The sequence below is a fragment of the Pediococcus parvulus genome (genome assembly GCF_964063155.1).
In the GTDB taxonomy this organism is placed as follows: Bacteria; Bacillota; Bacilli; order Lactobacillales; family Lactobacillaceae; genus Pediococcus; species Pediococcus parvulus.
In genome coordinates this window covers 492,475-516,889 of sequence record NZ_OZ061292.1, presented here as the reverse complement: position 1 = coordinate 516,889, position 24,415 = coordinate 492,475, and the positions used below count along the sequence as shown (strand labels likewise).

The window sequence follows — 24,415 nt, the reverse complement described above, 5'->3', positions numbered from 1 at the left end:
GCAACTTAAAGTTAGTTTCCTTAACTTCAAATATAATTGTCGCCATTCTTTCTTATTGAAAACGTTTGCGGTATGCTTAACTTAAGGACTCGAATGGAGGATTCAATATGGATATTTCTAAACAAATTCACAATCAATCAACATGGTTCACTTTAACCAACGACCAGAATGTTTCGGTCATTATTAGTGATTTTGGTGCAACTGTCGTGGCAATTAATACCCCCGATAAAGATGGCAACGTCGCCAATATCACGTTGGGTTTTATGCATTCCCATGATTATGCCCAGCATCATGACTTTTTCGGTGCCACTGTGGCTCGGGTCGCGGGACGCTTAAGCGGTGCACAATGGAACGGTCACGCTCTTGATCAAAACAGTGGTCCGAACCATATTCATGGTGGCGATCATCCGTCCATAAGCTATTCACATTGGAACTTAATTAAGCTAATTAAAACGAACAATCAAATTGGCGTCGTTCTACAATACATTAGTATTGCAGGGGAAAACGGTTATCCGGGACGGCTTTCAATTTCAGCAATGTTTGTCCTTGACCAAAATAATAAATTTACGGTCACTTACTTTGGCAATACGTCTGAACCAACTTTGTTTAACCCAACTACTCACATTTACTTCAACTTATCTGGAAATGTGCAAAAAATCATTAATGATCATGAGTTGCAGATCAACGCAGATACGATCGCTGAAACAGATGCTTCCAATATGCCAACAGGTAACTTATTATCGGTAGCTAAAACGCCATTTGATTTTCGCCAACCCACAAATTTAGGTGACGCTCTGGCAAAACTACCTAACGGGCTAGATACGCCCTTCAAAATTAACACACAAACATCCACAGACCCACAACTAATCTTGCAGGATCCATCGTCCGGAAGAAAACTAGCGATCCACACCAACTCTAATTCGTTTGTATTATTTTCCACTACAGGGTTTGAAGGAGATTTCTTGGTTGATGGCACACGTCATATGACTTCTCAACTGGGTCTTGCCATTGAACCGCAAATGTTGCCAGATGCCCCTAATCATTCAGGCTTTGGAAACATTATCATCACACCCGGAAATCCGTTAATTTATCAAAATTCCTATACATTTAATTAACCAAAAAAAAATCCGTTAAAAGTTAACGGATTTTTTAATACCAAATTATTTTTTACCAAAGGCTTGTTCTAAAATTGAATAGGTCAACTCACCAGTATTGGCAACCACGGTATCGGCTTCGTTTAAATCAGTAGAACTACCAACACCCACGGCAATGGCTCCTGCAGCTTTAATAGCCTCAACGCCGGCTTTTGCGTCTTCAATACCTACACATTGACTTGGTTCAACGGCAATCTTTCTAGCAGCTTCAAGGAAGATATCAGGCGCCGGTTTCCCATGTGCTACTTTGGCAGGATCCGCAATCGCATCAAACTGATCCTTTAATCCCAGTTTTTCCAAGATAAACGGTGCATTCTTACTTGCTGAAGCCACAGAGAGTTTAATCTTATTTGCAGCCAACTGATCCAGCAAATTCTCAATTCCAGGCAAAATATCCTTTTGTGTCAATTTACTGATTTCATTTAAGTACAACTCATTTTTGAACTGAGCCATCGTGTTGACTTCTTCAGCAGAATATTTTGTTTCAAGCCCCGCGAACTTTAAAATTCGATTCATAGAATCAATCCGACTAATCCCTTTCAAATCACTTTCAAAACTAGCAGGTAACGTGACGGCTAACTTTTCTTGAGCCAACCTACTCCAAGCTTTAAAATGAAACTTTGCAGTATCAGTAATGACACCATCAAGATCAAATAAAACACCTTGCACGTTAGTCGCCTCCTTTAAGTTTTAAGGGTTGTTGATTTAGTTCAACAGTTAGTGGATCGCCTTTTAATAAACTAATTTGCGTCCCATCTTTATCAACCTGAACCTTAATTAAACGTCCGCGGAAATTAATGCGGAATTGATACGAAGTCCATTTCTTTGGTACAAACGGTTTGAACGATAATTTATTATTCGTGACTCGCATTCCTGCAAATCCCTGGACAATTGCTAACCAACTTCCGGTCATCGACGTAATATGTAGCCCATCGACTGTATCGTTATTATAGTTATCCAAATCTAGTCGTGCAGTCCGCTCATACATTTCAACGGCCTTATCTTCATAGTGTAAATCTGCCGCTAAAATAGCATGCACTGAAGCAGAGAGACTGGATTCATGAACCGTCAGTGGCTCGTAAAAATCAAAATTACGTTTTTTGACATCTTCTGGGAATCGGTCAATGAAGTACCAAATTCCCTGCAAAACATCGGCTTGTTTAATGTACGGAGATCGTAAAATTTTATCCCATGACCAATGTTGATTAATTGGCAACTGATCCTTTGGAATTGAAGTTACAGGTTTCAAGTCCTTATCTAAGAAGCAGTCGTTTTGAACGAAAATACCAAGTTGCTTATCTTCTGGTAAATACATCTTATCAATAATTTCTTGCCAGTGATGTTTCTCTTCTGCGCTCACATCTAGCTCGTTTAACTTCTCTGAACTTACCTTTTTTAAACTTTCGAGTGTATATTTTAATGTCCATTGCGCCAACATATTGGTGTACCAGTTATTATTTACGTTATTTTCGTATTCGTTTGGGCCGGTGACCCCGTGGATCATGTAGACGCCCTTACGTTTAGACCAGTGCACGCGATCTGCCCAAAAACGAGAGATGGCAGTTAATACATCAATCCCCTTTGTCTTCAGATAGGTCTCATCACCGGTATAGCGGGTATAATTGTAAATTGCATAAGCAATCGTGCCGTTTCGATGAATTTCTTCAAATGTAATTTCCCATTCGTTGTGATTTTCAATACCATTGAAGGTCACCATTGGATACAAAGCACCTTTGAGCCCCTGTTCACGAGCATTATGAAACGCGCCTGCCAATTGGTTGTGACGATACTCCAATAGATTTTCTGAAACCTTTTTATCCGCTAACGATAGATACAGTGGAATCGCAAAGCCTTCTGTATCCCAATAGGTAGCACCCCCATATTTCTCACCAGTGAACCCTTTTGGTCCAATATTTAACCGTTTGTCTTCCCCATAGAAAGTTGAAAACAGTTGAAAAAGATTAAATCGGATGCCTTGTTGGGCCGCATCGTCACCAGAAACTTGAACATCAGCTTTTTCCCAACGTTGTGCCCAACCGTTCGTTTGATCATCGACCAGTTTTTGATGATTACTTGCGCCCAGTTTTTGACTTAAGTTCTGCATTGCAGCTTTAAGAGTCGCATCATCGTCATAGTCGCGGGAGGTAACCACGATCACACGTTTTTCGAAATTCGTCGTTTGCTGAGCATCAAGTGATCCACTGAACGTATTGGCCACCTTTTGATCATCAACAGCTTCTTCAATCGCCTTAAGTTCAGACTTGTGTGTCATCTCCATACCAACCGTAAATTGTGGCGTACCATAATTATTGGGTTTGGTTTCTGCAATCAAATAACCACTATCCGGAGTTTGATCTTTGGTCTTCACATTCCAAAATTTTTCATCGTAATTAGAATCTTCATTAAAAACATCCGCATTAATTTCGGAAACTATTTTTACCGAAACCGATTGATCGCCTAAATTCTCAATTTGATAATCTACATCAAACAATTCTTTTTCGGCAACGCTTACAAAGCGTCGAATAGTAAACCGTACCTCAGCACCTTTTTCGACCACTGTAAATTTACGGGTTAAGATGCCGTTTTTCATATTTAATGATAATTCAAAATCTTTAATTGGCGTTTTAGCTAAATCCATTTTTTCTTCGTTTAACCAAACATTGACCTTATCGAAATTAACTGCATTAATCACTTTGCCAAAGTACTTGGGGTAGCCATTTTTCCACCAGCCAACAACAGTTTTATCTGGGAACCAGACGCCCCCAATATATATTCCAGAATGGGTATCTGCAGAATAGTCTTCTTCAAACATCCCACGCATGCCCATATAGCCATTACCAATGCTGGTCATGGACTCCTGAAGTCGTTTGTTTTCTTTGTCTAGCTTATGAGTCACAATTTTCCACGGATCGATTTCAAAAGTTCGTAGCATGATTTAATCTCCTCCTCTATAAAAAAAGGAATCAGGCAAGACTTACGCCCAATCCCTTTTTATAATTCAACCTAAATGATCGTTTCTTCAGTTTCATCATCAAAATAATGAGCTTTTGTCATTTCAAATGCCATTTTTAAAGTATCACCCGGCTCGTGGTAATCCCGCGAATTTACTTTGGCAATGAAATCAGTTGTCCCTGTACGTGAATACAGCATGGATTCGGAACCCATCAACTCTGAAACTTCAACAGTTGCATTGATAATTGCATCTGGGAATGTTTGCAAAGCAACCTCTTCTGCATGGATATCCTCTGGACGAATCCCCAGCGTTAAGTTCTTACCAACATACCCTTTACTTTGCAATACCTTGAGTTGGCCCTCAGGAATGGCAACTTTAAGGCCGTCCTCACCAACTGCAAATCCATCTTCAATTTTAACCTTGAAAAAGTTCATCGCTGGCGAACCCATAAACCCGGCAACAAATTTATTGATTGGTTCGTTATACAATTGCGCAGGTGTCCCAACTTGTTGAATACGGCCCTCATTCATAATAACAATTCGGTCTGCCATCGTCATCGCTTCAACTTGATCATGAGTTACATAAATAAAGTTTCTTCCGAGTCGTTGATGTAACTGAGCAATCTCTGTTCTCATTTGGACTCGGAGTTTAGCATCCAAGTTTGAAAGAGGTTCGTCAAGCAAAAACAGTTTGGCATCTCGAACAATCGCACGCCCTAAAGCGACACGCTGACGTTGTCCTCCTGAAAGAGCAGCTGGCTTTCTTTTAAGATACTCTGTTAAGCCGAGAATCTTTGCCGCATCTTCAACCCGTTTCTTGGTATCGGCTTTATCATTCTTACGAATATTTAACCCAAAGGCCATGTTTTCAAAGACTGACATATGTGGATAAAGCGCGTAGTTTTGGAAAACCATGGCAATGTCTCGATCCTTCGGTGCGACTTTATTCATGACTTTGCCGTCCATCTTAAAATCGCCTTTAGTAATATCTTCCAAACCTGCTATCATACGTAATGTGGTTGATTTACCACACCCGGAAGGCCCAACGAAGACTATAAATTCACCATCGTTTATAGCTAAATTAATGTCGCTAGCTGAATAGTCAGTATTGCCTTGATAGCGTTTATAAATGTGATCTAAATTAATTTGTACCATTCTGAAACGCCCCTCATTTTAATTTTTTGACTTTCAGTAATCATAGGTAATCCTATGAACCAATCTAGATGTGGTAACTTCACATCCCAAAGTCAATCATTCTTTTCCACTCTTCCGCCAAATAATCGATAAGTGAAATACACCGAAAGAGAAATACTGCAAATTACAATCAAAAATGCTAATTGTAAAACTAAATTTAATATTAATAATGCTATGAAAATCGCTGTTGCACCCAAGATTTTAACAGGATGATCCAGACAAAGTTCTATAAAGCTTTCGTCAGAATTCGTTCCAATTTGGAAACTTTCTGTAATCAACAACGCGATTACGATCACTGTCGTTGTTAAAACAAACATATGTGGAAATACAAATCCGAAAAATGTCTTATTTAATAGAATCAACACACCAAACATAAATGCAAATCCTACATTGAGTTTGAAATTTTTCAGCATCTGAATCCAATTTGCAAATTGCTTTTTGAAATAAGAAGCATTCCCATTAATTTGCCAATCTTGAACTGTTTTAAAACTTGCCATTAAACTTGGGATGGTAAAAATCGCCAACATAAACGTCAAAATCAAATTAATCATAACGAAACTTACGCTTAAATTAATACTTCCCAATATGATTGCCGTCAGAATAACGGAAAAATTAATTAAAAACCAAGCAAAGTTAATGGTAAAAATTGACCAGGCCCAGTTGCCCGCTGTCAGTAACTTTTGACCACCTTTAGTTTTTAGGTTAATCATCCTTATCCCAACTCCTTACTTATTTAACCGCACCATCAGTAACTCCTTTAATAATCCATTTCTGTGCTGCGAGATAGAAGAGAATTACAGGAATAATTGAAAGAGTGATTCCGGCAAGCGCCAAATGCCATTGTTTTGTATATTCTCCGAAGAAATTAAACATCTGCAACGGGATTGTGTACTGTGCCTGTGGTAATACTAATGAAGGTAATAGATAATCGTTCCAGATCGCAATAATATTCAAAATTGCAACCGTCACAGTCATCGGACTCAACATTGGAAAAATCACTTTATAAAAGATTTGCCATCTGCTGGCACCTTCCATCTCAGCAGCCTCATCCATTGCAAATGGAATACTTGAAAGGGTTCCTTGATAAAGGAAAATTGACAAACTGCAATCAAACCCTAAATACATGAACATGAGTCCCCACATATTCAATGCGTGTACGCTACCAAAGTTGGCAGTCAGCGGAATCATAACTGATTGAAATGGAATCAACATTGCTGAAATAAATAGTAATAGTAATGCACCACTCAATTTACTATGGTTACGCTGTAAAGCATATGCTGCCATTGATGAACAAAGAATAATTAACAATACACTGCAAACCGTAATGATTAGTGAATTCGTCAATGAACCAATAAAATCTAAAGCTTTAAAAGAATTTACATAATTTCTTCCAGTAGATGGATGTGGTAATGCTAAAACTGAAGCAAAGATTCCTTTTGGTGTTTTAAAAGAGTTCGTAACAATCATGTAAAATGGAAACAACCATAATAGTCCGACTAAAGCTCCTAAAACAGCAATCAAATGTGTGCTTTTCTTACTCATTACAAATCCACCTCCCGCTTACGATTATAGAAGACTTGAATTAACGAAATTGCCGCAACGATGATAAAGAACACAATTGCTTTTGCTTCAGCTAACGAAAAGTTGCTGGAATTATAAGCTGTATTAACAATATCCATTGCTAACATTTGAGTCGAGTTGTATGGTCCCCCACCAGTTAATGAAAGGTTTTGATCATAAATCTTAAAACCATTCGAAAGTGTCAAGAACATGCAAACTGTAAATGCAGGTGCAATCATTGGAAAAGTGATTTTGGTAAATCTTTGCCAAGTGGAAGCACCGTCAATCTCAGCCGCTTCAATAATCTCTTGAGGAATATTCTGTAAATAAGCAATATAGATGATCATAATATAACCACTCATTTGCCAAACTGTCACAATAACTAATCCCCAAAATCCAGTGTTCTCGGTTGTTAACCAGTTTTCTAGCCAACCGGCATGAAGCACGCTTCCCAAAGCACTGAACCCCTGCGTTAAAATGAACTGCCAGATAAATCCTAAAATTAATCCACCGATCATATTTGGCATAAAGAACACAGTTCTCAAAAAGCTACTTCCCTTAAACTTCTGTGTAACCAAAAGTGCTAAGCCTAACCCGATTACGTTAAGTGCAATGACGGTAACGATTACAAACGCAACTGTAAACCAAAAGGCGTTAACAAACGCCTTATCGTGAAGCAACGTAATGTAATTTTGAAATCCCACCATTTTGGTAAATGACAATCCATCCCAATCAGTAAAGGAATAAAACAGTCCTTCTAGCATCGGAATAAAGACAACCAAGGCTAACGCAACGAGGGTTGGCGTTAAAAACAGCCAAAATGAAAGACTACGATTTTTCATGTTACATTACCCTCTTTTATTTATTAGTTCGAACTTGCCTGTTGTTTCTTCCAACCATCTTTCATGTTCTTTACAGTTGCAGCCCAGCCTTGTTTACCTGAGAGATACTTCTGTAAGTTTGGTTGTGCAACATCTGGATCCCATGAAGTACCTGTGTATCCAGGGAATGCCCAGCCAATGGTCTTGTTTTCATTTGAGTACTTGAACACTGTTTGTGTTAAAGCATCTTGCATCTTGAAATTACTGTAACCTTTATAAGCTGGTACGAAATGCAAAGTGTTTACAACATCTTTCTTACCTGCTTTAGAAGTATACAACCAATCCAAGAAGTTCTTTGCTGCCGTTTGTTCAGCAGATGATTTTTGCTTATTAACAGCCCAGTATAGTGATGTTCCAACTGGTAACTTGCCTTCTTCACCCTTAACAGGAATTGGAATCATACCAACATCGTTTTTAGCAAATTTCTTATCAATTTGTTCAATTGTTGGATAAATCCAGTCACCTTGTTGAATCATAGCTGTCTTACCTTGTGAGAAGTATTGGTTAACTTGTGCTGAATAATCCATTTGCATTACTGGTTTGATAGAGTATGTACTCTGCAAATCAAGCATTTGTTTCATATCGGCATTCTTCGTAAATGGCATTGTCTTTGAATTATATAGTTTCAAAGCATTTCCTTTGAAATCTTGGCCGATGTATAAGTTAGCTAAATGATCTGACATGATCCAAGCTTCTTTACCTGGTAAAGCAAAGACACCTTTGATACCTAATTTTGTCTTCATAGAATCAATTTTCTTAACAGCTGCTTGTAATTTTGCATAAGTTGTTAAACTGGTTGCATCAATTCCTGCTTCTCTAAAGACTTTTTTATTATAAACAAATCCATATCCTTCAACGTTAAATGGTAAACCAACTGTCTTACCATCTGTCTTTACCGCATCCAAAGTTCCTGGCTGTGCAGCCTTTGCAGCTTTCGTGTTCGATAAGTCAGCTTCATGTGACTTAAATTGCTTAACATCTGCAGGACCAGCTAAACTAAAGATGGTTGGTGCATTACCAGATGAAATACGAGTTTTCAAAACAGGATCATATTGAGTACCACCACCAATTGAGGTAACTTCAATTTTTACATTAGGATGAGATTTTTCATATTGAGCAGCAATTTGTTTGAATTGCTTATTATTTTCAACCTTTCCTTGTAAAATTGTGATCTTAACATTCTTTTTTGCGGAACTACTTCCACAAGCAGCTAATGTTAGTGCTGCACCGGCTACCATCGTAACCGTCGCGAGATGTTTCCAAAACTTATGACTCATGATAAGAACCTCCCTGTAAAATTTTTTAACTTGTTCTTACAACACATATTGTACGCAGCTCAATTAATGTTATGCAAGCGCTTTCTAGCTGTTAACGGTAACAGCTTTTTTCTAATAATTCAGGAACTAACACATAAAATTGGCTATTTTCTTATTATTTCGCCTGTTTCGATAACCATCGGATCTCCTGTAACTCGAATAACACCATTTCTCACAATTACTGTTGATCCATCAAATAGATTAGCATAGTATCCATCTTCAAGGGTTGTTTTAACGCGACCACTGTTACTTCTTAAACTAAATAGTCCCAGTCTCTGCTTTTTGTGAGTCTCAAAGACAACTTTTACAATATCATTCCCAGAATCTACTAAGTGATAACTCCCCTTAACTTGAATTGTATCTTGACTTAGCTCATGCATACGCTTTATCACAGGTGATAAGTCTATGGAACTTTTCCAATCTAGTTTATCTGAATCAAACAATGTTGGTGTATGTGAAATACCGACTTCTTGTCCGGCATACACTAAAGTGGCTCCCTTCTGAAACTCAGAAAATGCCGTCCAATTGATCAAATCATTCAAATTGGGAAAAAGCTCATGAGCTCGTTCATGGTCATGATTTTCTAAATATCGCATTTTAATATAATTTGCGGGAAATGTAAGGTCTTGCCGATTCAACACCTTCACATAATCAGCCAGTGAAGACTTTCCGTATACATAGTCATGCCAATCCTGATCAATGTCATAATCGTATGCGAGGTCAAATGCACGATAAATCTCACCATCTGACGAAATCCAATATCCTTTACTCCGAATCTCTCGGATGTAGTCGCCACCCGTCGATTCAGCAAGCCAAACCATATCTGGTTTAACCTGTGCAACCTCTTTACGAGCTGCTAACCAAAATGGCAACGGGACTTGGGGAGCAACGTCACAACGAAATCCATCAACAACTTTCGCATACTCTTTTAAAGTTTCAATTTGGTAATCCCACAACCCGTGATTTGTATAGTCCAACTCTGCAACGTCAGACCATTCTGGATTTTTATTAAACAGTTTTCCCTGTTTATCATGCAAGAAATATTCTGGATGCGCTTTTAACAATACTGAATCTCGCGAAGTGTGATTATACACAATATCAATCATTAACTTCATTCCCAATCCATGAATCTTATCTGCCAAATGAACAAAATCGGCCCAAGTTCCTTGGGCGGGATCAATTTTGCGATAATCCTTAATTGAATAAGGTGATCCTAACTTGCCTTTTCGGTCCACTTTACCTACTGGATTTATGGGTAGCAGCCAAATAAAATCAGTCCCCAGCGCCTTGATTCTGGGCAAATCTGGCTCTAACGCCTTCAAGGTTCCTTCCTTCGTGTGATTTCTCACAAACACACTATAAATTTGTAACTTCCGTAAATCCGTACTTGTATCATCTGCCATCTTTTTTATCTCCCTTATTTTTCTTCAATCACAATACTTCCAGCTGGTTCCATTGTCACCACATTATCAACGAGTGAACTAGCCTTATTGGATAACAGCGTATGAACGACCTTCAAAGTTGGCACATGATATTTGAGCACCTTGTCAGCAAAATTCACAATCACAAATGCTTTTTTACCGTTCAATTCACGTTCAAACGCATAAATTTTAGAATTTGTTTCAAGTAACAGATAACTTCCTTGTGAAAACAACGGTTGTGCCTTAACTTTTAAAACTGCTCGATAGAAAGCAAACAAGCCGTCATCATTTTCTACAGCCGTATCTGCTGCAGCTTCATTATGATCTGCCCAGTTCCAAGGATGATGATTTGAAAAGCCAACGTACTTACCTGCATTCCATTGAAACGGACCCCGTGCTGTCATTTCATCCTGTTGATTGAGGAGCTCAAGAATCTTTTCATCCTTATATCCTTGATTTTGCATAAACTGAATTAAATCTAGGGCCCGTTGATCACGGAAATCACGGAGCTTTTTATACTTCAGATTACGCATCCCAATTTCTTCACCGTAATAGATAATGGGGATTCCCCGCTGCAAATACATACATACTGCCAAAGCTTTCGGCAAGTCAGAATCTTTAGGGTCAATATGCAATCGATCTAAAACTCGGCTAATGTCATGATTTCCCCAAGTTAAAGCTGGTAAACTAATATTTTCTAAAACGGCTTCCCAAATTGAAAAAGTTTCTTTTAGTCGTTTGAGACTCAATTGTCGCGGTTGGAAAAACATAGGAATTTTGGGATCTTTCAATGGATATTCCTCACCATAGTTGTCAGAAGTCACCACCATATCACAACCAAAATTATCAGGACGCGTATACTCAGCAGCTTGATAGGCATCTGCTGAAGAAGCTTCACCAAGGAAAAAAACATCATTTTTGTACGTTTTGACAAGCTTGATGAAATTCTCTAAATAAAGTTTTACCTCTGGCAAATTGGCATAAAATGAGGAGTCCACCGGGTAATCCTCTGTTTGGTTTAAAATATTTTGTCCAAAATTAGCTTTGGCAATGTGAATAAATGCATCTAATCGGAACCCGTCTACTCCTTTATCAATCCAAAACTTGGCAATATCAGCCATCGATTTGCGCACTTCTGGATTTTTCCAATTCAGATCTGGCATTCGTTTATCAAAAATGTGGCAATAATATTCGGAACCGCCATTTGGGTCCGGTTCCCAAACACTGCCACCAAAAAAGGATCCCCAGTTGTTTGGCCGTTTATCTTGATTTTCAGCCCAAATATAATATTCGCGAAAAATACTATTTTTGTTTTTCACAGCATCTTGAAACCAAGGATGTTGATCTGATGTATCGTTAATTGGTAAATCCAATATTAAATGCATTTTTCGTTTGTGAATTTCTTTAACCATTTCTTGAAAATCATCCATGTTTCCAAGGAGTGGATCAATCGCAAAATAATTAGAAACATCGTACCCATTGTCAATTTGTGGCGAAACAAAAATCGGATTTAGCCAAATTGTGTTTGCCCCTAGCCGTTGAACATAGTCCAATTTCCCCGTTATTCCTGGTAAATCACCGACACCATCATTATTAGAATCCTTGAAACTCTTAGGATATATTTGATAAATTACTGATTTTTGATACCACTCATTCATTGCAACCGCTCCTCTTTGAAAACCTTTTCATTGAAAGCATAAAAAATAAGCCTTCTAATTACAAGGCTTATCGTGCATGTTACCGGTAACATTATTTAACATTGTTGCGAATGGTTCCACCCACACTAATTTTAGGCTCAAACATTAAGGAACCTGATGTTTGAATGTGATTCACAATTTTATCTAAAAGTTTGTCACCACAGGCCATTCCCATTTCTACGATGGCTTGTTTGACTGTTGTAATTTGTGGAAACGCAACTTGGTTTAAAAACACCCCATCAAAACCAGTCACCCCATAATCTTTGGGAATTAATCCGCCGCAACTTTCGATTCCCCGTTCTGCTCCCAAAGCAAGCCGGTCTGAAGCACAAATAAAACAAGTATTGGGTTCAAATTTATCCCAGTTATCAATCACGAATTGTTGGGAAAGATGACTGTGATTATCGAATCGGTGAATTTCTGAAACCATTTGATTTTCCTGTAAAAGTTGTAAATAACCAGCCTCACGCGAATATTCAAACGATTCTCGGCTGTCCATGCCAATAAAAATCAGTCGTTTATAACCTCGTTTTAAAGCCAAATCGGCAATCATAAACGTACCAGCTTTATTGTTTGTATCCACATAGTCAAATCCAAATCGATTTTCGCCAAAAATAACCAATGGCTTTTTCAACTCGCCGATCCAATCAAAATCCTTTTTGCGCATTCCCGTGATCACGTACCCATCACAATTACCAATATCAAAATTTCGTCTAGTCACTAATTGCAACGAGTACTGTTGCGCATCGAGCGAGCGGGCAATGCCAATCATTAAGTTCATATAATAAGGTTCTGTTGTGTCAATATCTTCAAGTACACAAAATTTAATAATTCGGGTGCTATTATTCACCAGCGCTTTTGCCGCAACATTTGGATGATAGTCTACTTCGCGCATTGCCTGATAAACTAATTGCTTTAAATCATCCGTCACTTTATCTGGATGATTAATAACTCTCGAAACTGTCATTTTCGAGACATTTGCAAGTTTAGCGACGTCATTTAAAGTTGCCATTTAGCATTTCCCTCCACTGATTTAGATAGTCAACACTTTCATTATACCAAGTAAGCCCTTTCGAAGCTCAGTTATTTTTCTAAAAGCCCTTTCATTTATTTTCTTTCCTATTAATTCTATTTATCAGACTCGAAACTGTGCTACACTTTTTACTGAAGTTACAATAATCAATTTAAATCAAATTTTAAAATGAAATATAAATAGGAGTGTGCATATTTTTGAAAAAAATATTAGTTCTCAATGCCGGTAGCTCTTCACTAAAATGGCAGCTTTTCGGGCTTGATGATCTTTCTCTCATTAATAAGGGAGTTATGGAACGAATGAAAACCCCTGAAGCAATCTTCACTATTGTTCGAAACGGCGAAAAGTTTACCGAACAAATTGCTAATTTAACTTATCAACAGGGTGTAGAATTGCTTTTTGATCAATTGAAGCATCTACACTTAATTCAAGATGTGGATGAAATTGCCGCTGTCGGCCATCGCGTAGTTGCTGGTGCCACCACTTTTAAACAACCTACTCAAATCACCGAAAAGAATTTAAGCGAGTTAAAATCCTTAAATAAATACGCACCACTGCATAATCCGGTTCAAGTGGAATGTATCGAAACCCTTATGAAAGTTTTACCAAAATCCACTCCTGAAATTGCCGTTTTTGATAGCAAATTCTACCTAGATATGCCTGAGCAAAACGCCTTATATGCCATCCCGTATGACTATTCTAAACAGTACCAAATCCGCAAATACGGTGAACACGGAATTAGTCATGAATATATTCTGCATGAAACAGCAAACTTTCTTAAAAAAGATTACCATGACATCAAACTTGTCACCTTACACCTTGGTGGCGGCGCATCTATAACTGCAAGTGAAAATGGCAAACCTTATGATACTTCAATGGGCTTTACACCGCTTGAGGGCTTACCAATGGGAACCCGGTCTGGTTCAGTTGATCCGGCCGTTGTCCCATTCTTGATGGATGAATTACACGTTGACGCTAACAAAATTATTGATATTCTCAACGAAAAATCAGGTTTACTTGGCGTTTCTGGCATTTCAGCTGACATGCGTGACATTGTGTCTAATGCCCCTACAAACCAGCGAGCTAAATTAGTGTATGATATGTTTATCAACTCTGCTGTGAAGTATATTGGCGGCTATTTCACCGAACTAGGTGGCTTGGATGTCATCACATTCACCGCTGGTATTGGTGAGCATCAAGCCTCCTTACGAACAGACATCATTGATCGACTTGCTGTATTAGGTATTAAACTCGACGAAGATAGCAACAATAATGGAAACGGACCACGGGTAATTAGTGCCAAAGACTCAACCGTCAAGGTTTTGATGATTCCCACTAATGAAGAGTTAGCAATTGCTAAATCTGTAAAACGAATAATTATTAAAGATTAATATAAGAGGGCGGGCAAAAACGATGTTTTTGCCCGCCCTTTTTATATTTCTTCAAATATTATTTCTAAAACGTGGTCTTCCGCCTAGCTACGACTAACGAACGATCCAAAGTACGGATCATTCGTTAGTCTAGGCTATACTCAGAATCTAACCGCCTTTTTTCCCAATCTTTTTTTATTATTTTCTAGGTGTTTTTGAATACTTAAACAAATACTGCCCACAGTACCCAAATGCGATAATTCCCGCTAGGCCAATCCAAAATCGATCCGACAAATCTCCTTGACGGATTTGATTGATCACGACGCCTACTAACCCAAGAATAATAAGGGCATCTAAAATTAACAGTATGATAGTTGAAATTTTCATATATTCTCCTAATTATTCTTTTTTATCATTAATTGGTATTTCCCGTTTCAAACCACTGGCACCACGCAAATTACGAATCGTTCGGAAAAATGACACAATCAAAACCGCGTTTGAAGCCAACCAAGCCAGTGGACTGGCGAAACATGCACTAATAAACCCAAACATTGGCACCATCACAGCCCCAATAAAGATTCGTGAAATCAGCTCTGCAACCCCTGCCATGGTTGGTGCAAAACTTTGTCCAAGCCCTTGCAGTGCATACCGTACAACAAACAAAATAGAAAGGAGGAAATAGCTTGTACTAACGACCCAAAAATATGTTTGGGCAAGTTCTGTCACATGGGGTTCCGAGTTTCCAATAAAGAGGTTGACCAACGCATGACTGTTTAAAATAATGACAGCCGCAATAATTACACTGTAAACCACCGTTACAGTTAAACATTGGCGAATACCGATCAGAATACGATCATAATTTTTAGCACCAAAATTTTGGGCTGTAAAGGTAGCCATCGTAATTCCAAGCGAAACCATTGGCTGGGTGGCAAGCTGGTCAACTTTACCAGCCGCAGTATAGGCCGCAATCGATTGCGGTCCCAGCTCATTTAGCGATACTTGTAAAATAATGGACCCAATCGCAATAATGGAAGCTTGAAAACCCATTGGCAAACCAATTTTAAGCTCTTGTTTGATGATTGCACGATCAATTTTCATGTCAGCGCGGGTCACATTTAATTCGGGAATTCGACGTTTAATATACCAAATACACATGATACAAGACACCAGCTGCGCAACCACTGTGGCAATTCCCGCACCTGCAATGCCAAAATTTAATCCAATAATCAAAACAATATCCAAAATAACATTTAAAACGGCCGCAATAATTAAAAATATCAGTGGCGTGCGACTATTTCCGAGTGCCCGCAACATATTTGAAAACAAGTTGAAAAACATTGTCACCGTAACACCTGCAAATAAAATACTAATAAAGGTTTCTGCACCATTTAATAAGACCGCAGGAGTTTGCATGACTTGCAAGAGCGGGCGTGCCAAACTCACACTTATAATTGTTAAAATAACACTCATCCCAGCACATATCCAAATACTATTAGCAAAACTCTTTTTTACGCCTCTAAGATTACCATTTCCAAAATCTTGTGCCGTTATGATCGACAAACCAGTTGTCATCCCTTGAGCAAATCCAATAATCAAAAAACTTAAGCCTCCGGTCGCGCCAACTGCAGCTAATGCGTTGACACCAACCGCTCGCCCAACAATCAGCGTATCTGACATTGTATAGATTTGCTGAAAGATATTCCCTAAAAATAAGGGGATACTAAAAAAGATGATTCCTTTAATTGGACTGCCCTTAATGAGCGAATTGTCCATTCTATACGCCTCCCCTGACCGTCATTCCAGTATAGAAAACGGTTTCTGCATTTAATTAAGTTAGTTCTATACTATAACTTGTTTCATACAAATTACAACGAAATAATTTACTTTTTTAATTACTACCTTTTCCTCTACAAACTCCTTTTCTTACTTTTACTCTCAAATATTATATAAAGATAATTAAACAATTTTGTTTTGTTTAGAACACGAACATTATAGAAAACAATTTAATTATTTTACGTATTTAGCCTAGAATTTTCTTTTAAAAACAGTTATTATTAACGTACATCATAAGAAAAGAGGAAATTTCATGTCAAAGTTTTTTGATTTAGAGAAAAACGGCACCAAAGTTTCAACCGAGATTACTGCCGGGATTACCACATTTTTTGCAATGTCATATATCTTATTCGTTAACCCAGAAGTCCTCAGTCAGACTGGAATGCCTGCTCAAGCTGTCTTTTTAGCTATGATTATTGCCTCGGTTACCGGAACCCTCGTCATGGGGCTCTTTGCCAATGTCCCTTATGCGTTAGCTCCTGGAGTTGGCTTACAAGCGTTTTTCACTTATACCGTTGTCATGTCACTTGGTTTTACATGGCAAGAAGGTTTAGCCCTTGTATTTTTCTGTGGTGTCATCAACATTGTGATTACCATCACCAAGATTCGAAAAATGTTGATCACAGCAATTCCTGAAACTATTCAGCTGGCAATTAGTGGTGGAATCGGTGTTTTCATCGCTTACTTGGGGTTAAAGAATGCCAACATCCTGCAGTTTTCCAGTGATTCCAGTAGCATTGCCACAATTAATGGGCAGGCTTATAACTCAGCCGTAACCCACTTTACACATGGGGTGACCAGTGTCGTCTCAAATGGCGGGATTACTCCTTCACTAACCCTTTTCAACAATTCAAGCGTTGTTTTAGCTTTGATCGGAATTACCATCACCGTGATTTTGCAAATAAAAAAAGTGCCTGCAAGTATTTTAATCGGAATTGTTTTAACCACGCTGATTGGAATTCCCATGGGCGTAACAAATTTACATATTTCAAGCGCTAACTCGTTAATCAATTCAATTGGTGCATTAAAAACAACCTTTTTGGCGGCCTTTTCTTCACAAGGAATGGGCTCTTTATTCACGAACGGTCATCGTATTCTATTAGTATTAATGACAATTCTTTCCTTCAGTCTATCAGATATTTTTGATTCGCTTGGCACCTTTATCGGTACCGGGCGTCGAACAGGAATTTTCTCTGCTGAAGATGAAAAAGACCTCGAAGATAAACCAGGTTTCTCTTCCAAACTAGATCGCGCTTTGTTTGCAGATTCCATCGCAACAGGTGTGGGTTCAATCTTTGGCACATCAAACATTACAACCTACGTCGAAAGCTCCGCCGGGATTGGTGCTGGTGGCCGTACTGGCCTGACTAGTGTCGTCGTTGCCATTCTATTCTTACTCAGTAGCTTTGCATCTCCACTACTTTCAGTAATTCCAGATGCCGCAATTGCACCAGCATTGATCATAGTCGGAATCATGATGATGAGCTCATTTCAAAAAATTAACTGGTCAGATTTCAACGAAGCAGTTCCCGCATTTATGGCATCTATCTTTATGGCGTTTTGTTATAACATCACCTACGGAATTGCAGCGGGATTCATCTTCTACTGCATCGTAAAAACCGTGACTGGCAAAGCCAAAGAAATTCATCCGCTTATCTGGATTGTGTCCGCACTTTTTGTTATCAACTTTACAGTGCTGGCCATTGCCTAACTCAAATTATAAATAAACACAAAGATGTCGTTCGATCGTTTGGACTAAAAAATCCAAATGATCGAACGACATCTTTTCTTACTGTTTAAACTATTTTAGTTTAATACCAGCCGTTTGCTTGCCAGAAAGCTTTAGCAGCTGACCATGAGCCATAACGGGAAGCTACGTATGAATTAGCAACCTTTTCTTGGTTAGCAGCTGAGTAGTCACCATTTAAGTATGATGAGCTCAATTGATACTTACCAATGTATTGACCGTTTGTAGCTGTGTATGAGCCACCAGATTCTTTGTTAGCAATCCAAGCCTTTGCTGACGAGTCACTACCAGTTGTTGTGCTTGTTGAGCTAGTAGTCTTTGCTGTGTTCTTGTAAGTGTTGGTTGTGGAACTCTTAGCTGTGTTTTGTGTCGACTGCGAACTTGGGTTACTGTAAGCAGTACTGTTTTGTGTAGTTTGTGAACTTTGAGTGTTTTGTGTGTTTTGTGTACTTTGCGTATTTGCAGTATTAGTTGATTGACTTGATTGTGTAGCTGTTGATGTTTGAGCAGCAGTACCGTCAGTCTTAATCACTAATTTTTGACCTACATAAATGACGTTTGCGTCAGAAATGTTATTTGTCTTAGCTAATTGTTGAAAATTTGTGTCATGCTTAAAATTGTACTCGATTGCTGAAAGGGTATCACCAGATTTAACTGTGTATGTTTCGTCTGCACTAGCCGCAGTTGTCCAAGCAATTGTCCCCAATGCAATGGTTGATAAGAATGCTACTGAAAACTTAGTAAATTTGTTTAACTTCATAAAAATAAAACTCTCCTCTTTGTTTATGCCTTTTTATTAACCAACGGATGCTATGATACAGACTCAACGTATCAAAGAGGTTTCGCTAATATATCAGTTTTGCTATTTCTGTAATATTTTGTAATCTTTCTAAAATGTTAAGCGCTTCATTATTTTCAGCAACTAAAACTTGGTCACAAAAAAACAATTCCAAGTTAGTTTCAACTCAGAATTGTTCGAATTTAAAATTTAATTTTTAGTTTAATACCAGCCGTTTGCAACCCAGAATGCTTTAGCAGCGGTCCATGAACCGTAACGTGATGAAACATAAGAGTTTGCAACCTTTTCTTGGTTAGCAGCTGAGTAGTCACCACTTAAGTATGATGAGCTCAATTGATACTTACCAATGTATTGGCCGTTTGTAGCTGTGTATGAGCCACCAGATTCTTTGTTAGCAATCCAAGCTTTTGCAGCTGCTTCACTACTACTTGTTGATGAAGTGGTTGTTGATGCAGAACTGCTTGTGTTACTTGAAGTTGAGCTTGTTGCAGCTGAACTTTGTGTGCTTGTTGAAGCACTTGAGTTAGCAGCTGAAGAACTTGATGTTGTTGAAGAAATGTTCTTGACAGTTGGAGTTGATTTAACTTCACTCTTTGTAGCTGCCTTAATTTCGCCATCGCTCTTGATCAACAATTTCTGACCAACATAGATCAAGTTAACGTTTGAGATTTTGTTAGCTTTAGCTAATTTTGAATAGTTAGTATCTTTATTCAAACTGTATTCAATACCTGAAAGTGTATCGCCAGATTTAACTGTATAAATTTCATCAGCATTTGCAGCTGTTGTTAAAATAGTTGAACCTAATGTCACTGTTGATAAAATTGCTACTGAAAATTTTGTGATTTTGCTTCTTAATGTCATGTATGATTTTCTCCTTGTTTGTTGTGTTTGTTGTTTGTTATTTAATTTATGCTCATTATGTTACCCCCTCTTTTTTACAAAAGGATGTCAAAAAGATATCTATTTAGGCGTTTTCTGCAATGTTTTGTAATCGTGAAGCTAAAAAGTGCTTCTAATGCCTATGGTTATCTAATTATAAAAATGACAAAATTCATTTCAAAAACACAAAAAAATCAGTAATTTCTTGTAAATTACTGATTTTCAATCACTTGTTTATTATATTTTTACTAGAAATAATCCCAAAGCATGGGTGATTCACTCTGTAAAGCAAGCCCCAGATTTTGAATTGACTCAATATTACCTGTAATTTTTCCCACTTGCTTTAAGTGAATCAACTGACGATAACCCATAAACACTTTAGTTAAGTTTTGAATATCAAGATGAATGTCAGCTAAGTTTCGCTCGTTTTCGCTAATTTTCTCAAAGCTTGTGCCATTTACATTCACTTTTAACCGCCAAATACCATTATTCTGTGGAATCAGCTCATCTTTGACGCCAAGTCGTAACGATTTTACCTTTTGAATAAATGGATAAGTATCAACAAATTTTTGCAGATTAATAATTCTGGCCATCATGTACGGCATAATTTTCACATTCACAACATACGGATTAGCCATGACATCTGGAAAGCCTTTAGGATCTCCAGATGAGTACTCAAACTCTTCAAACATCGATTCATGTTGGCATATAAAACGTTGCAAATATTGATAACTTAACTGATTGGTATACATTATTTCTTGAATTTTGAACGTATTACCAGCTGCCTCATAAATCACGTAACCTGAAGCATTTTGACCATCTTCTAGGTAAACACCAACCTGCCAGCGTGGGTGTTTTAAGCCTAGATAGTGCCACCACCAATTCTCACGTTTTAACCCGCCGTTTCGACTTTGGGCATTATTTTCATAAACCTCATCAATTAATGAAATGGCGTCTTCAAGCGGCAATCGCAAAAACTGCCCGCGTTCTTCCGAAAGCTTTACACGTGGTAAATCTGTATTTTTAATTTTGTAAACAGCGCGATCAAAAACTTCTTCGTAACCGAATCGGCGATAAAATTCATAGGAAAATGGCGCTAAATAGGATAGCGCAACATCATCACTACGCATATCAGCAAATGCTTGCCGCATCAATGCAGTAATTGCACCGTGCCCGCCGAATTCGGGATAACTCATTACATCCCCAATGCCATTCATCTTGTACGTCACACCATGAAAATTAACTTTGAAAGGAATACTGAGCATGCCACTGCTTAATTTATCGCCATTTAAAAGTCCGTACACTTTTGAATGTTCATAACGATCATTGAAGAAGGCGCGTCGCTCTTCACTATCCTGATTATTAAATGCGTATAAATATAACTGATAAAACTCGTCTAAATTTTTTGCGGTAAGTGTATGAATTTCGCTCATTGTGATGGCACCTTCTTATTTTCTTTATTTCTTTGCTTTTTCTCGCAGTTTGCCTACATAGAAACCAAAGGCTGTGAACATAATGATCCCCACAATGTCTACCAAAACCTGTGACGAAATGACTCTCAGTTTAAGTACAGTCGTAAACATTGCCAAAGCACCAATGACAACTGCTCCAATGATTCCTAATAAAATGATTTTTCCTGATTTCATATTTTTTCCTTCTATATTATAAGCCAGCGCATTTCACATTTCACAATAAATTCAAAACATTTGTTATTTTTTTCAATCAGTACGCCTAATAGGTCAGCATTTTAGTTCGTTTCAGCGTTAGTTAGAACTTCTTTTGCAACCATTTGTTTTTCGGCAACTTTAAAGAATGGATAATATGCCGCTGCTGCAATGACTAATTCAACTGCAGACCAAACTCCTGCACGCCAATCCCAGCCAGTTGCCATTAGAGGACCAATAATCGGCGGCATTGTCCAAGGAACCATCGTCACAGCAGGTCTTAATAGATGTAAGGCCATCAATGCATAAGTACCGACGACTAAAATTTGAGGTAACAATACGAATGGAATCAGCGTAATTGGATTCATAACAACCGGAAATCCAAAAATAACGGGTTCGTTAATTTCAAACAAAGCACTCGGAAAAGCAACCTTTCCTAATTCGCGATAAGTTTTACTCTTAGAAGATAACATCCAGAAAACCAACATAATCGTGGCTCCTGTACCACCTACGTTGACAAACAGACTTGAAAATCCGGTTGATGTAATGTAAGGAATTGCTTGATGATGGGACCATGCAGTGGCATTGGCAGTTAAAAATTGTAGAAAAATAGGATCGGCAATTCCTTCTAAGGTCATATCGCCATGAATACCACCAACCCAAAGTAAACTAACTAGCAGTGTATAGAACATAATTCCAGGTAAACTATTCATCGCAAAAAGCAATGGGTGGAAAATATTTTGAATGAACACATTGATGTCAAAATGAAGTGGAACTCGAATTGTCCAGAATAAGAGCAAAATCACAAAACCAGGAACTAATGAAACAAACGAATGGTTAACTGCAGTTGGGACACCATCTGGCAATTTAATCACTAGATTTCGTTTAACAAAGAAATTTAATATCAGTACGGACGCAAACGCACAAACAATTGCTGTAAATAATCCCGATGACGCAAAATTAGCGGTGTCCAAGATATTCTTATTATTGAACGACACAATCACAAAGGCCATTGTTGAAAGCCCTGCACCATTGATCGCATCTAAATCTAAATTCTTGGCAAGTTCATAGCCAATCCCAATCGCCGATAACAATGAAATAATACCAAATGATCCGTTAACCGCCACACTGATGGCAGACATGTATGGCTTCATAAAGGCGGTCCACGCTGGTATTGGAATATTTCCAATAATTAAAAATACCGACCCACTAATAACCGCTGGAAGTGTCATAACTAACCCGTTACGAACCGCAACCAGATATTTGTTATTACCAACTTTTGCTAAAGGTGGCATTAACACGTTTTGAATCCAATTCATAAAATTCTTCAAAATAATCACCCTCCCATAATTAAATTACATGCCAAGTATAGAAGCTCCTCAGCAAAATGTAAACCCTTTCAAAGAATGTTTAGTTAATTAAACGTAATATTTATGAACAATTGAAATAAATATCCTACTAGTAAGTCATTTATTCAAAGGTATATACCTTTAGTACCGTTATTGATCCTTATTTATCCGTACACGTAATTTTAAACACAGATATTTTCCCAATTTTTTTATTCTGGACCGATTGCAGCGTTTTACCTCCAAAGCGCTACGCATTTTTTCCAGTTTCTCACTATTTCTTTTTTATATATGCTATTTAATGACCAAGGGCCCTTGGATCTTAGTTTATAAGGAGATTCAAGAATTGGAAAAACATTCAATACAAGCTGGTTTCAAACTGCTATACACAGACAATAACAAAAAAATTATTTACGGAGCTGCTAAAAGATTACACATAATGCCTTTTCATCCAAATTACGATGACTTCATTCAGGAAGGGGCACTTTCTTTTGTTCAGGCCTATGTTCGTTATCCAGATAACATTGAGCAAAACTTGGAAAAATTTAGAGTTTTTGCTTATCAAGCTGTTTATTGGCGTCTTTTGGACTTAATTCGCCAAACAAATCGACATACTGAACGCATCCAAAGTGATCAAGACGCACTAAATTCACAAGTTCAATCCAATTTAGATCATGCCTATGAGGATATTTATCATGATCAATTATTTCGACATCTTTATCAAAACTGTACAAAATCTGAACGGCTGTTTCTGATAGACTGCTATGTTTTGCAACTAAAAGGTTCAGAAATCGCAAAAAAGCATCATGTCACCCGCCAATGCGTATCAAACTGGCGACGCACTGTTGGAAACAAAGCACTTGCTTATATTTCAAAAAGTAACCAATAATTCGTTTAACAATGTTAATATATATAGGAATTAAAATATATGATACGCATGGATATTGATATGAGGAGGAAACTATATGGCTACTAGTCATTCTGATTACGAGACGATTTCTACAATTTCAGCACTGATTCAAAAGGTTGATACCGATTTGCAGTCAAAATTTTCTGTAAGTTTTGAACAATTTCGCATTCTTGATTTTATTAAGAATATCTATCCTAAACAAACCACCGTGAGTGCTCTGGCCAAACAGTTTCATTCAAATAATTCAGCCACTTCGCGAAAAGTTAGTGTTCTATATAAGGAAGATTTAATTCAAGATCACGTCTCAGGTGAGGATCGCCGAACACATTGGATCACTCTAACGCAAAAGGGGAATACCATTATTCACGATATTAAAATCGTCGTTGACTCAGGTTTGCCCGAACTAGAAACAAAAATATTAACCCTTCTTTCAAATAGAACGAAGACTAATCATAAATAATCATAGAATTTAATTTGGTATTGCTGTGAAACTTTAGCGATACCAAATTTTTTTCAGGCAATTAGGCAACTATATAACTATTTGGAAACATTTAAGTTATCCGCTTGCAAAGACTAATATAGTTGTGGTTCAATTACATTAACGACGTTGAATATTATCTGGCAATAATACTTTCAAGGCATAATTAATTTACAGAAAG

22 protein-coding genes are annotated in these 24,415 nt (G+C 37.8%); 5 read left to right on the top strand and 17 right to left on the bottom strand.

Annotated elements, in window-relative coordinates:
• Positions 1–107 precede the first annotated feature (107 nt).
• The gene (locus AB3217_RS02405) at positions 108–1,115 is read left to right on the top strand and encodes an aldose epimerase family protein (protein WP_057783999.1); all 1,008 of its coding nucleotides are present in this window, start codon (positions 108–110) and stop codon (positions 1,113–1,115) included.
• A 45-nt stretch (positions 1,116–1,160) separates the two neighbouring features.
• Here the strand turns inward: AB3217_RS02405 and pgmB are convergent, their stop codons facing one another.
• From pgmB to AB3217_RS02355, 10 genes are all read right to left on the bottom strand, one after another.
• Positions 1,161–1,823, bottom strand: coding sequence for a beta-phosphoglucomutase (gene pgmB / locus AB3217_RS02400; protein WP_057784001.1), 663 nt, complete (start codon positions 1,821–1,823; stop codon positions 1,161–1,163).
• A 1-nt stretch (position 1,824) separates the two neighbouring features.
• Positions 1,825–4,086, bottom strand: coding sequence for a glycoside hydrolase family 65 protein (locus AB3217_RS02395; protein WP_068805765.1), 2,262 nt, complete (start codon positions 4,084–4,086; stop codon positions 1,825–1,827).
• A gap of 71 nt (positions 4,087–4,157) precedes the next feature.
• A complete protein-coding gene (locus AB3217_RS02390; protein ID WP_260275060.1) occupies positions 4,158–5,261 on the bottom strand; it encodes an ABC transporter ATP-binding protein in 1,104 nt (367 codons plus the stop codon).
• Positions 5,262–5,353: 92 nt separating this feature from the next.
• Positions 5,354–6,010: a hypothetical protein gene (locus tag AB3217_RS02385; protein WP_068805759.1), complete on the bottom strand. Its 657-nt coding sequence runs from the start codon at positions 6,008–6,010 to the stop codon at positions 5,354–5,356.
• 19 nt (positions 6,011–6,029) lie between these two features.
• The gene (locus AB3217_RS02380) at positions 6,030–6,842 is read right to left on the bottom strand and encodes a carbohydrate ABC transporter permease (protein WP_260275059.1); all 813 of its coding nucleotides are present in this window, start codon (positions 6,840–6,842) and stop codon (positions 6,030–6,032) included.
• The gene (locus tag AB3217_RS02375; protein WP_367365627.1) at positions 6,842–7,702 is read right to left on the bottom strand and encodes a carbohydrate ABC transporter permease; all 861 of its coding nucleotides are present in this window, start codon (positions 7,700–7,702) and stop codon (positions 6,842–6,844) included. Before AB3217_RS02375 ends, AB3217_RS02380 begins: the two co-directional genes overlap by 1 nt.
• Before the next feature lie 23 nt (positions 7,703–7,725).
• Positions 7,726–9,018, bottom strand: coding sequence for an ABC transporter substrate-binding protein (locus tag AB3217_RS02370; protein WP_367365626.1), 1,293 nt, complete (start codon positions 9,016–9,018; stop codon positions 7,726–7,728).
• A gap of 143 nt (positions 9,019–9,161) precedes the next feature.
• Positions 9,162–10,460, bottom strand: a complete 1,299-nt coding sequence (locus AB3217_RS02365) for an alpha-amylase family glycosyl hydrolase (RefSeq protein WP_057784014.1) — start codon at positions 10,458–10,460, stop codon at positions 9,162–9,164.
• 14 nt (positions 10,461–10,474) lie between these two features.
• Positions 10,475–12,136, bottom strand: coding sequence for an alpha-glucosidase (locus AB3217_RS02360; RefSeq protein WP_367365625.1), 1,662 nt, complete (start codon positions 12,134–12,136; stop codon positions 10,475–10,477).
• A gap of 91 nt (positions 12,137–12,227) precedes the next feature.
• The gene (locus AB3217_RS02355; RefSeq protein ID WP_260266809.1) at positions 12,228–13,187 is read right to left on the bottom strand and encodes a LacI family DNA-binding transcriptional regulator; all 960 of its coding nucleotides are present in this window, start codon (positions 13,185–13,187) and stop codon (positions 12,228–12,230) included.
• Between the two features lie 218 nt (positions 13,188–13,405).
• On the opposite strand from AB3217_RS02355, the gene AB3217_RS02350 reads away from it, so the two are divergent.
• Positions 13,406–14,599: an acetate kinase gene (locus AB3217_RS02350; RefSeq protein ID WP_317762768.1), complete on the top strand. Its 1,194-nt coding sequence runs from the start codon at positions 13,406–13,408 to the stop codon at positions 14,597–14,599.
• A 177-nt stretch (positions 14,600–14,776) separates the two neighbouring features.
• Here AB3217_RS02350 and AB3217_RS02345 read toward each other — a convergent pair whose 3' ends face one another.
• Both AB3217_RS02345 and AB3217_RS02340 read right to left on the bottom strand, forming a co-directional pair.
• The gene (locus AB3217_RS02345; RefSeq protein ID WP_057784644.1) at positions 14,777–14,965 is read right to left on the bottom strand and encodes a hypothetical protein; all 189 of its coding nucleotides are present in this window, start codon (positions 14,963–14,965) and stop codon (positions 14,777–14,779) included.
• Between the two features lie 12 nt (positions 14,966–14,977).
• A complete protein-coding gene (locus tag AB3217_RS02340) occupies positions 14,978–16,351 on the bottom strand; it encodes an MATE family efflux transporter (protein ID WP_317762765.1) in 1,374 nt (457 codons plus the stop codon).
• A gap of 313 nt (positions 16,352–16,664) precedes the next feature.
• On the opposite strand from AB3217_RS02340, the gene AB3217_RS02335 reads away from it, so the two are divergent.
• Positions 16,665–18,122, top strand: a complete 1,458-nt coding sequence (locus AB3217_RS02335) for an NCS2 family permease (protein ID WP_057784646.1) — start codon at positions 16,665–16,667, stop codon at positions 18,120–18,122.
• 100 nt (positions 18,123–18,222) lie between these two features.
• Here the strand turns inward: AB3217_RS02335 and AB3217_RS02330 are convergent, their stop codons facing one another.
• The 5 genes from AB3217_RS02330 to AB3217_RS02310 form a co-directional block, all read right to left on the bottom strand.
• Complete coding sequence (locus tag AB3217_RS02330; protein ID WP_068805731.1) at positions 18,223–18,918, bottom strand: LysM peptidoglycan-binding domain-containing protein; 696 nt, start codon at positions 18,916–18,918, stop codon at positions 18,223–18,225.
• 240 nt (positions 18,919–19,158) lie between these two features.
• Entirely contained in the window at positions 19,159–19,818 is a 660-nt protein-coding gene (locus tag AB3217_RS02325) for a LysM peptidoglycan-binding domain-containing protein (RefSeq protein WP_367365624.1), read from the bottom strand.
• Between the two features lie 266 nt (positions 19,819–20,084).
• The gene (gene eis, locus AB3217_RS02320; RefSeq protein ID WP_068805724.1) at positions 20,085–21,269 is read right to left on the bottom strand and encodes an enhanced intracellular survival protein Eis; all 1,185 of its coding nucleotides are present in this window, start codon (positions 21,267–21,269) and stop codon (positions 20,085–20,087) included.
• A gap of 24 nt (positions 21,270–21,293) precedes the next feature.
• Positions 21,294–21,482: a hypothetical protein gene (locus tag AB3217_RS02315; protein ID WP_057784649.1), complete on the bottom strand. Its 189-nt coding sequence runs from the start codon at positions 21,480–21,482 to the stop codon at positions 21,294–21,296.
• 101 nt (positions 21,483–21,583) lie between these two features.
• Positions 21,584–22,840: a PTS sugar transporter subunit IIC gene (locus AB3217_RS02310; RefSeq protein WP_229923095.1), complete on the bottom strand. Its 1,257-nt coding sequence runs from the start codon at positions 22,838–22,840 to the stop codon at positions 21,584–21,586.
• A gap of 352 nt (positions 22,841–23,192) precedes the next feature.
• Between AB3217_RS02310 and AB3217_RS02305 the strand changes: the two genes are divergently transcribed.
• Positions 23,193–23,735 carry a sigma-70 family RNA polymerase sigma factor gene (locus tag AB3217_RS02305; RefSeq protein ID WP_057784651.1) on the top strand — a complete coding sequence of 181 codons (543 nt, stop codon included), beginning with the start codon at positions 23,193–23,195 and terminating at the stop codon, positions 23,733–23,735.
• A gap of 76 nt (positions 23,736–23,811) precedes the next feature.
• Positions 23,812–24,216 (top strand): MarR family winged helix-turn-helix transcriptional regulator, encoded by a 405-nt coding sequence (locus tag AB3217_RS02300; protein ID WP_260267881.1) that lies wholly within the window; start codon positions 23,812–23,814, stop codon positions 24,214–24,216.
• Positions 24,217–24,415 lie beyond the last annotated feature (199 nt).

Excerpts from the sequence above, each read along its gene's own strand:
- AB3217_RS02405 (WP_057783999.1), top strand. The coding sequence starts at position 108 with ATGGATATTTCTAAACAAATTCACAATCAATCAACATGGTTCACTTTA.
- AB3217_RS02395 (WP_068805765.1), bottom strand. The coding sequence starts at position 4,086 with ATGCTACGAACTTTTGAAATCGATCCGTGGAAAATTGTGACTCATAAG.
- AB3217_RS02390 (WP_260275060.1), bottom strand. The coding sequence starts at position 5,261 with ATGGTACAAATTAATTTAGATCACATTTATAAACGCTATCAAGGCAAT.
- AB3217_RS02385 (WP_068805759.1), bottom strand. The coding sequence starts at position 6,010 with ATGATTAACCTAAAAACTAAAGGTGGTCAAAAGTTACTGACAGCGGGC.
- AB3217_RS02380 (WP_260275059.1), bottom strand. The coding sequence starts at position 6,842 with ATGAGTAAGAAAAGCACACATTTGATTGCTGTTTTAGGAGCTTTAGTC.
- AB3217_RS02375 (WP_367365627.1), bottom strand. The coding sequence starts at position 7,702 with ATGAAAAATCGTAGTCTTTCATTTTGGCTGTTTTTAACGCCAACCCTC.
- AB3217_RS02370 (WP_367365626.1), bottom strand. The coding sequence starts at position 9,018 with ATGAGTCATAAGTTTTGGAAACATCTCGCGACGGTTACGATGGTAGCC.
- AB3217_RS02365 (WP_057784014.1), bottom strand. The coding sequence starts at position 10,460 with ATGGCAGATGATACAAGTACGGATTTACGGAAGTTACAAATTTATAGT.
- AB3217_RS02360 (WP_367365625.1), bottom strand. The coding sequence starts at position 12,136 with ATGAATGAGTGGTATCAAAAATCAGTAATTTATCAAATATATCCTAAG.
- AB3217_RS02355 (WP_260266809.1), bottom strand. The coding sequence starts at position 13,187 with ATGGCAACTTTAAATGACGTCGCTAAACTTGCAAATGTCTCGAAAATG.
- AB3217_RS02345 (WP_057784644.1), bottom strand. The coding sequence starts at position 14,965 with ATGAAAATTTCAACTATCATACTGTTAATTTTAGATGCCCTTATTATT.
- AB3217_RS02340 (WP_317762765.1), bottom strand. The coding sequence starts at position 16,351 with ATGGACAATTCGCTCATTAAGGGCAGTCCAATTAAAGGAATCATCTTT.
- AB3217_RS02335 (WP_057784646.1), top strand. The coding sequence starts at position 16,665 with ATGTCAAAGTTTTTTGATTTAGAGAAAAACGGCACCAAAGTTTCAACC.
- AB3217_RS02330 (WP_068805731.1), bottom strand. The coding sequence starts at position 18,918 with ATGAAGTTAAACAAATTTACTAAGTTTTCAGTAGCATTCTTATCAACC.
- AB3217_RS02325 (WP_367365624.1), bottom strand. The coding sequence starts at position 19,818 with ATGACATTAAGAAGCAAAATCACAAAATTTTCAGTAGCAATTTTATCA.
- eis (WP_068805724.1), bottom strand. The coding sequence starts at position 21,269 with ATGAGCGAAATTCATACACTTACCGCAAAAAATTTAGACGAGTTTTAT.
- AB3217_RS02315 (WP_057784649.1), bottom strand. The coding sequence starts at position 21,482 with ATGAAATCAGGAAAAATCATTTTATTAGGAATCATTGGAGCAGTTGTC.
- AB3217_RS02300 (WP_260267881.1), top strand. The coding sequence starts at position 23,812 with ATGGCTACTAGTCATTCTGATTACGAGACGATTTCTACAATTTCAGCA.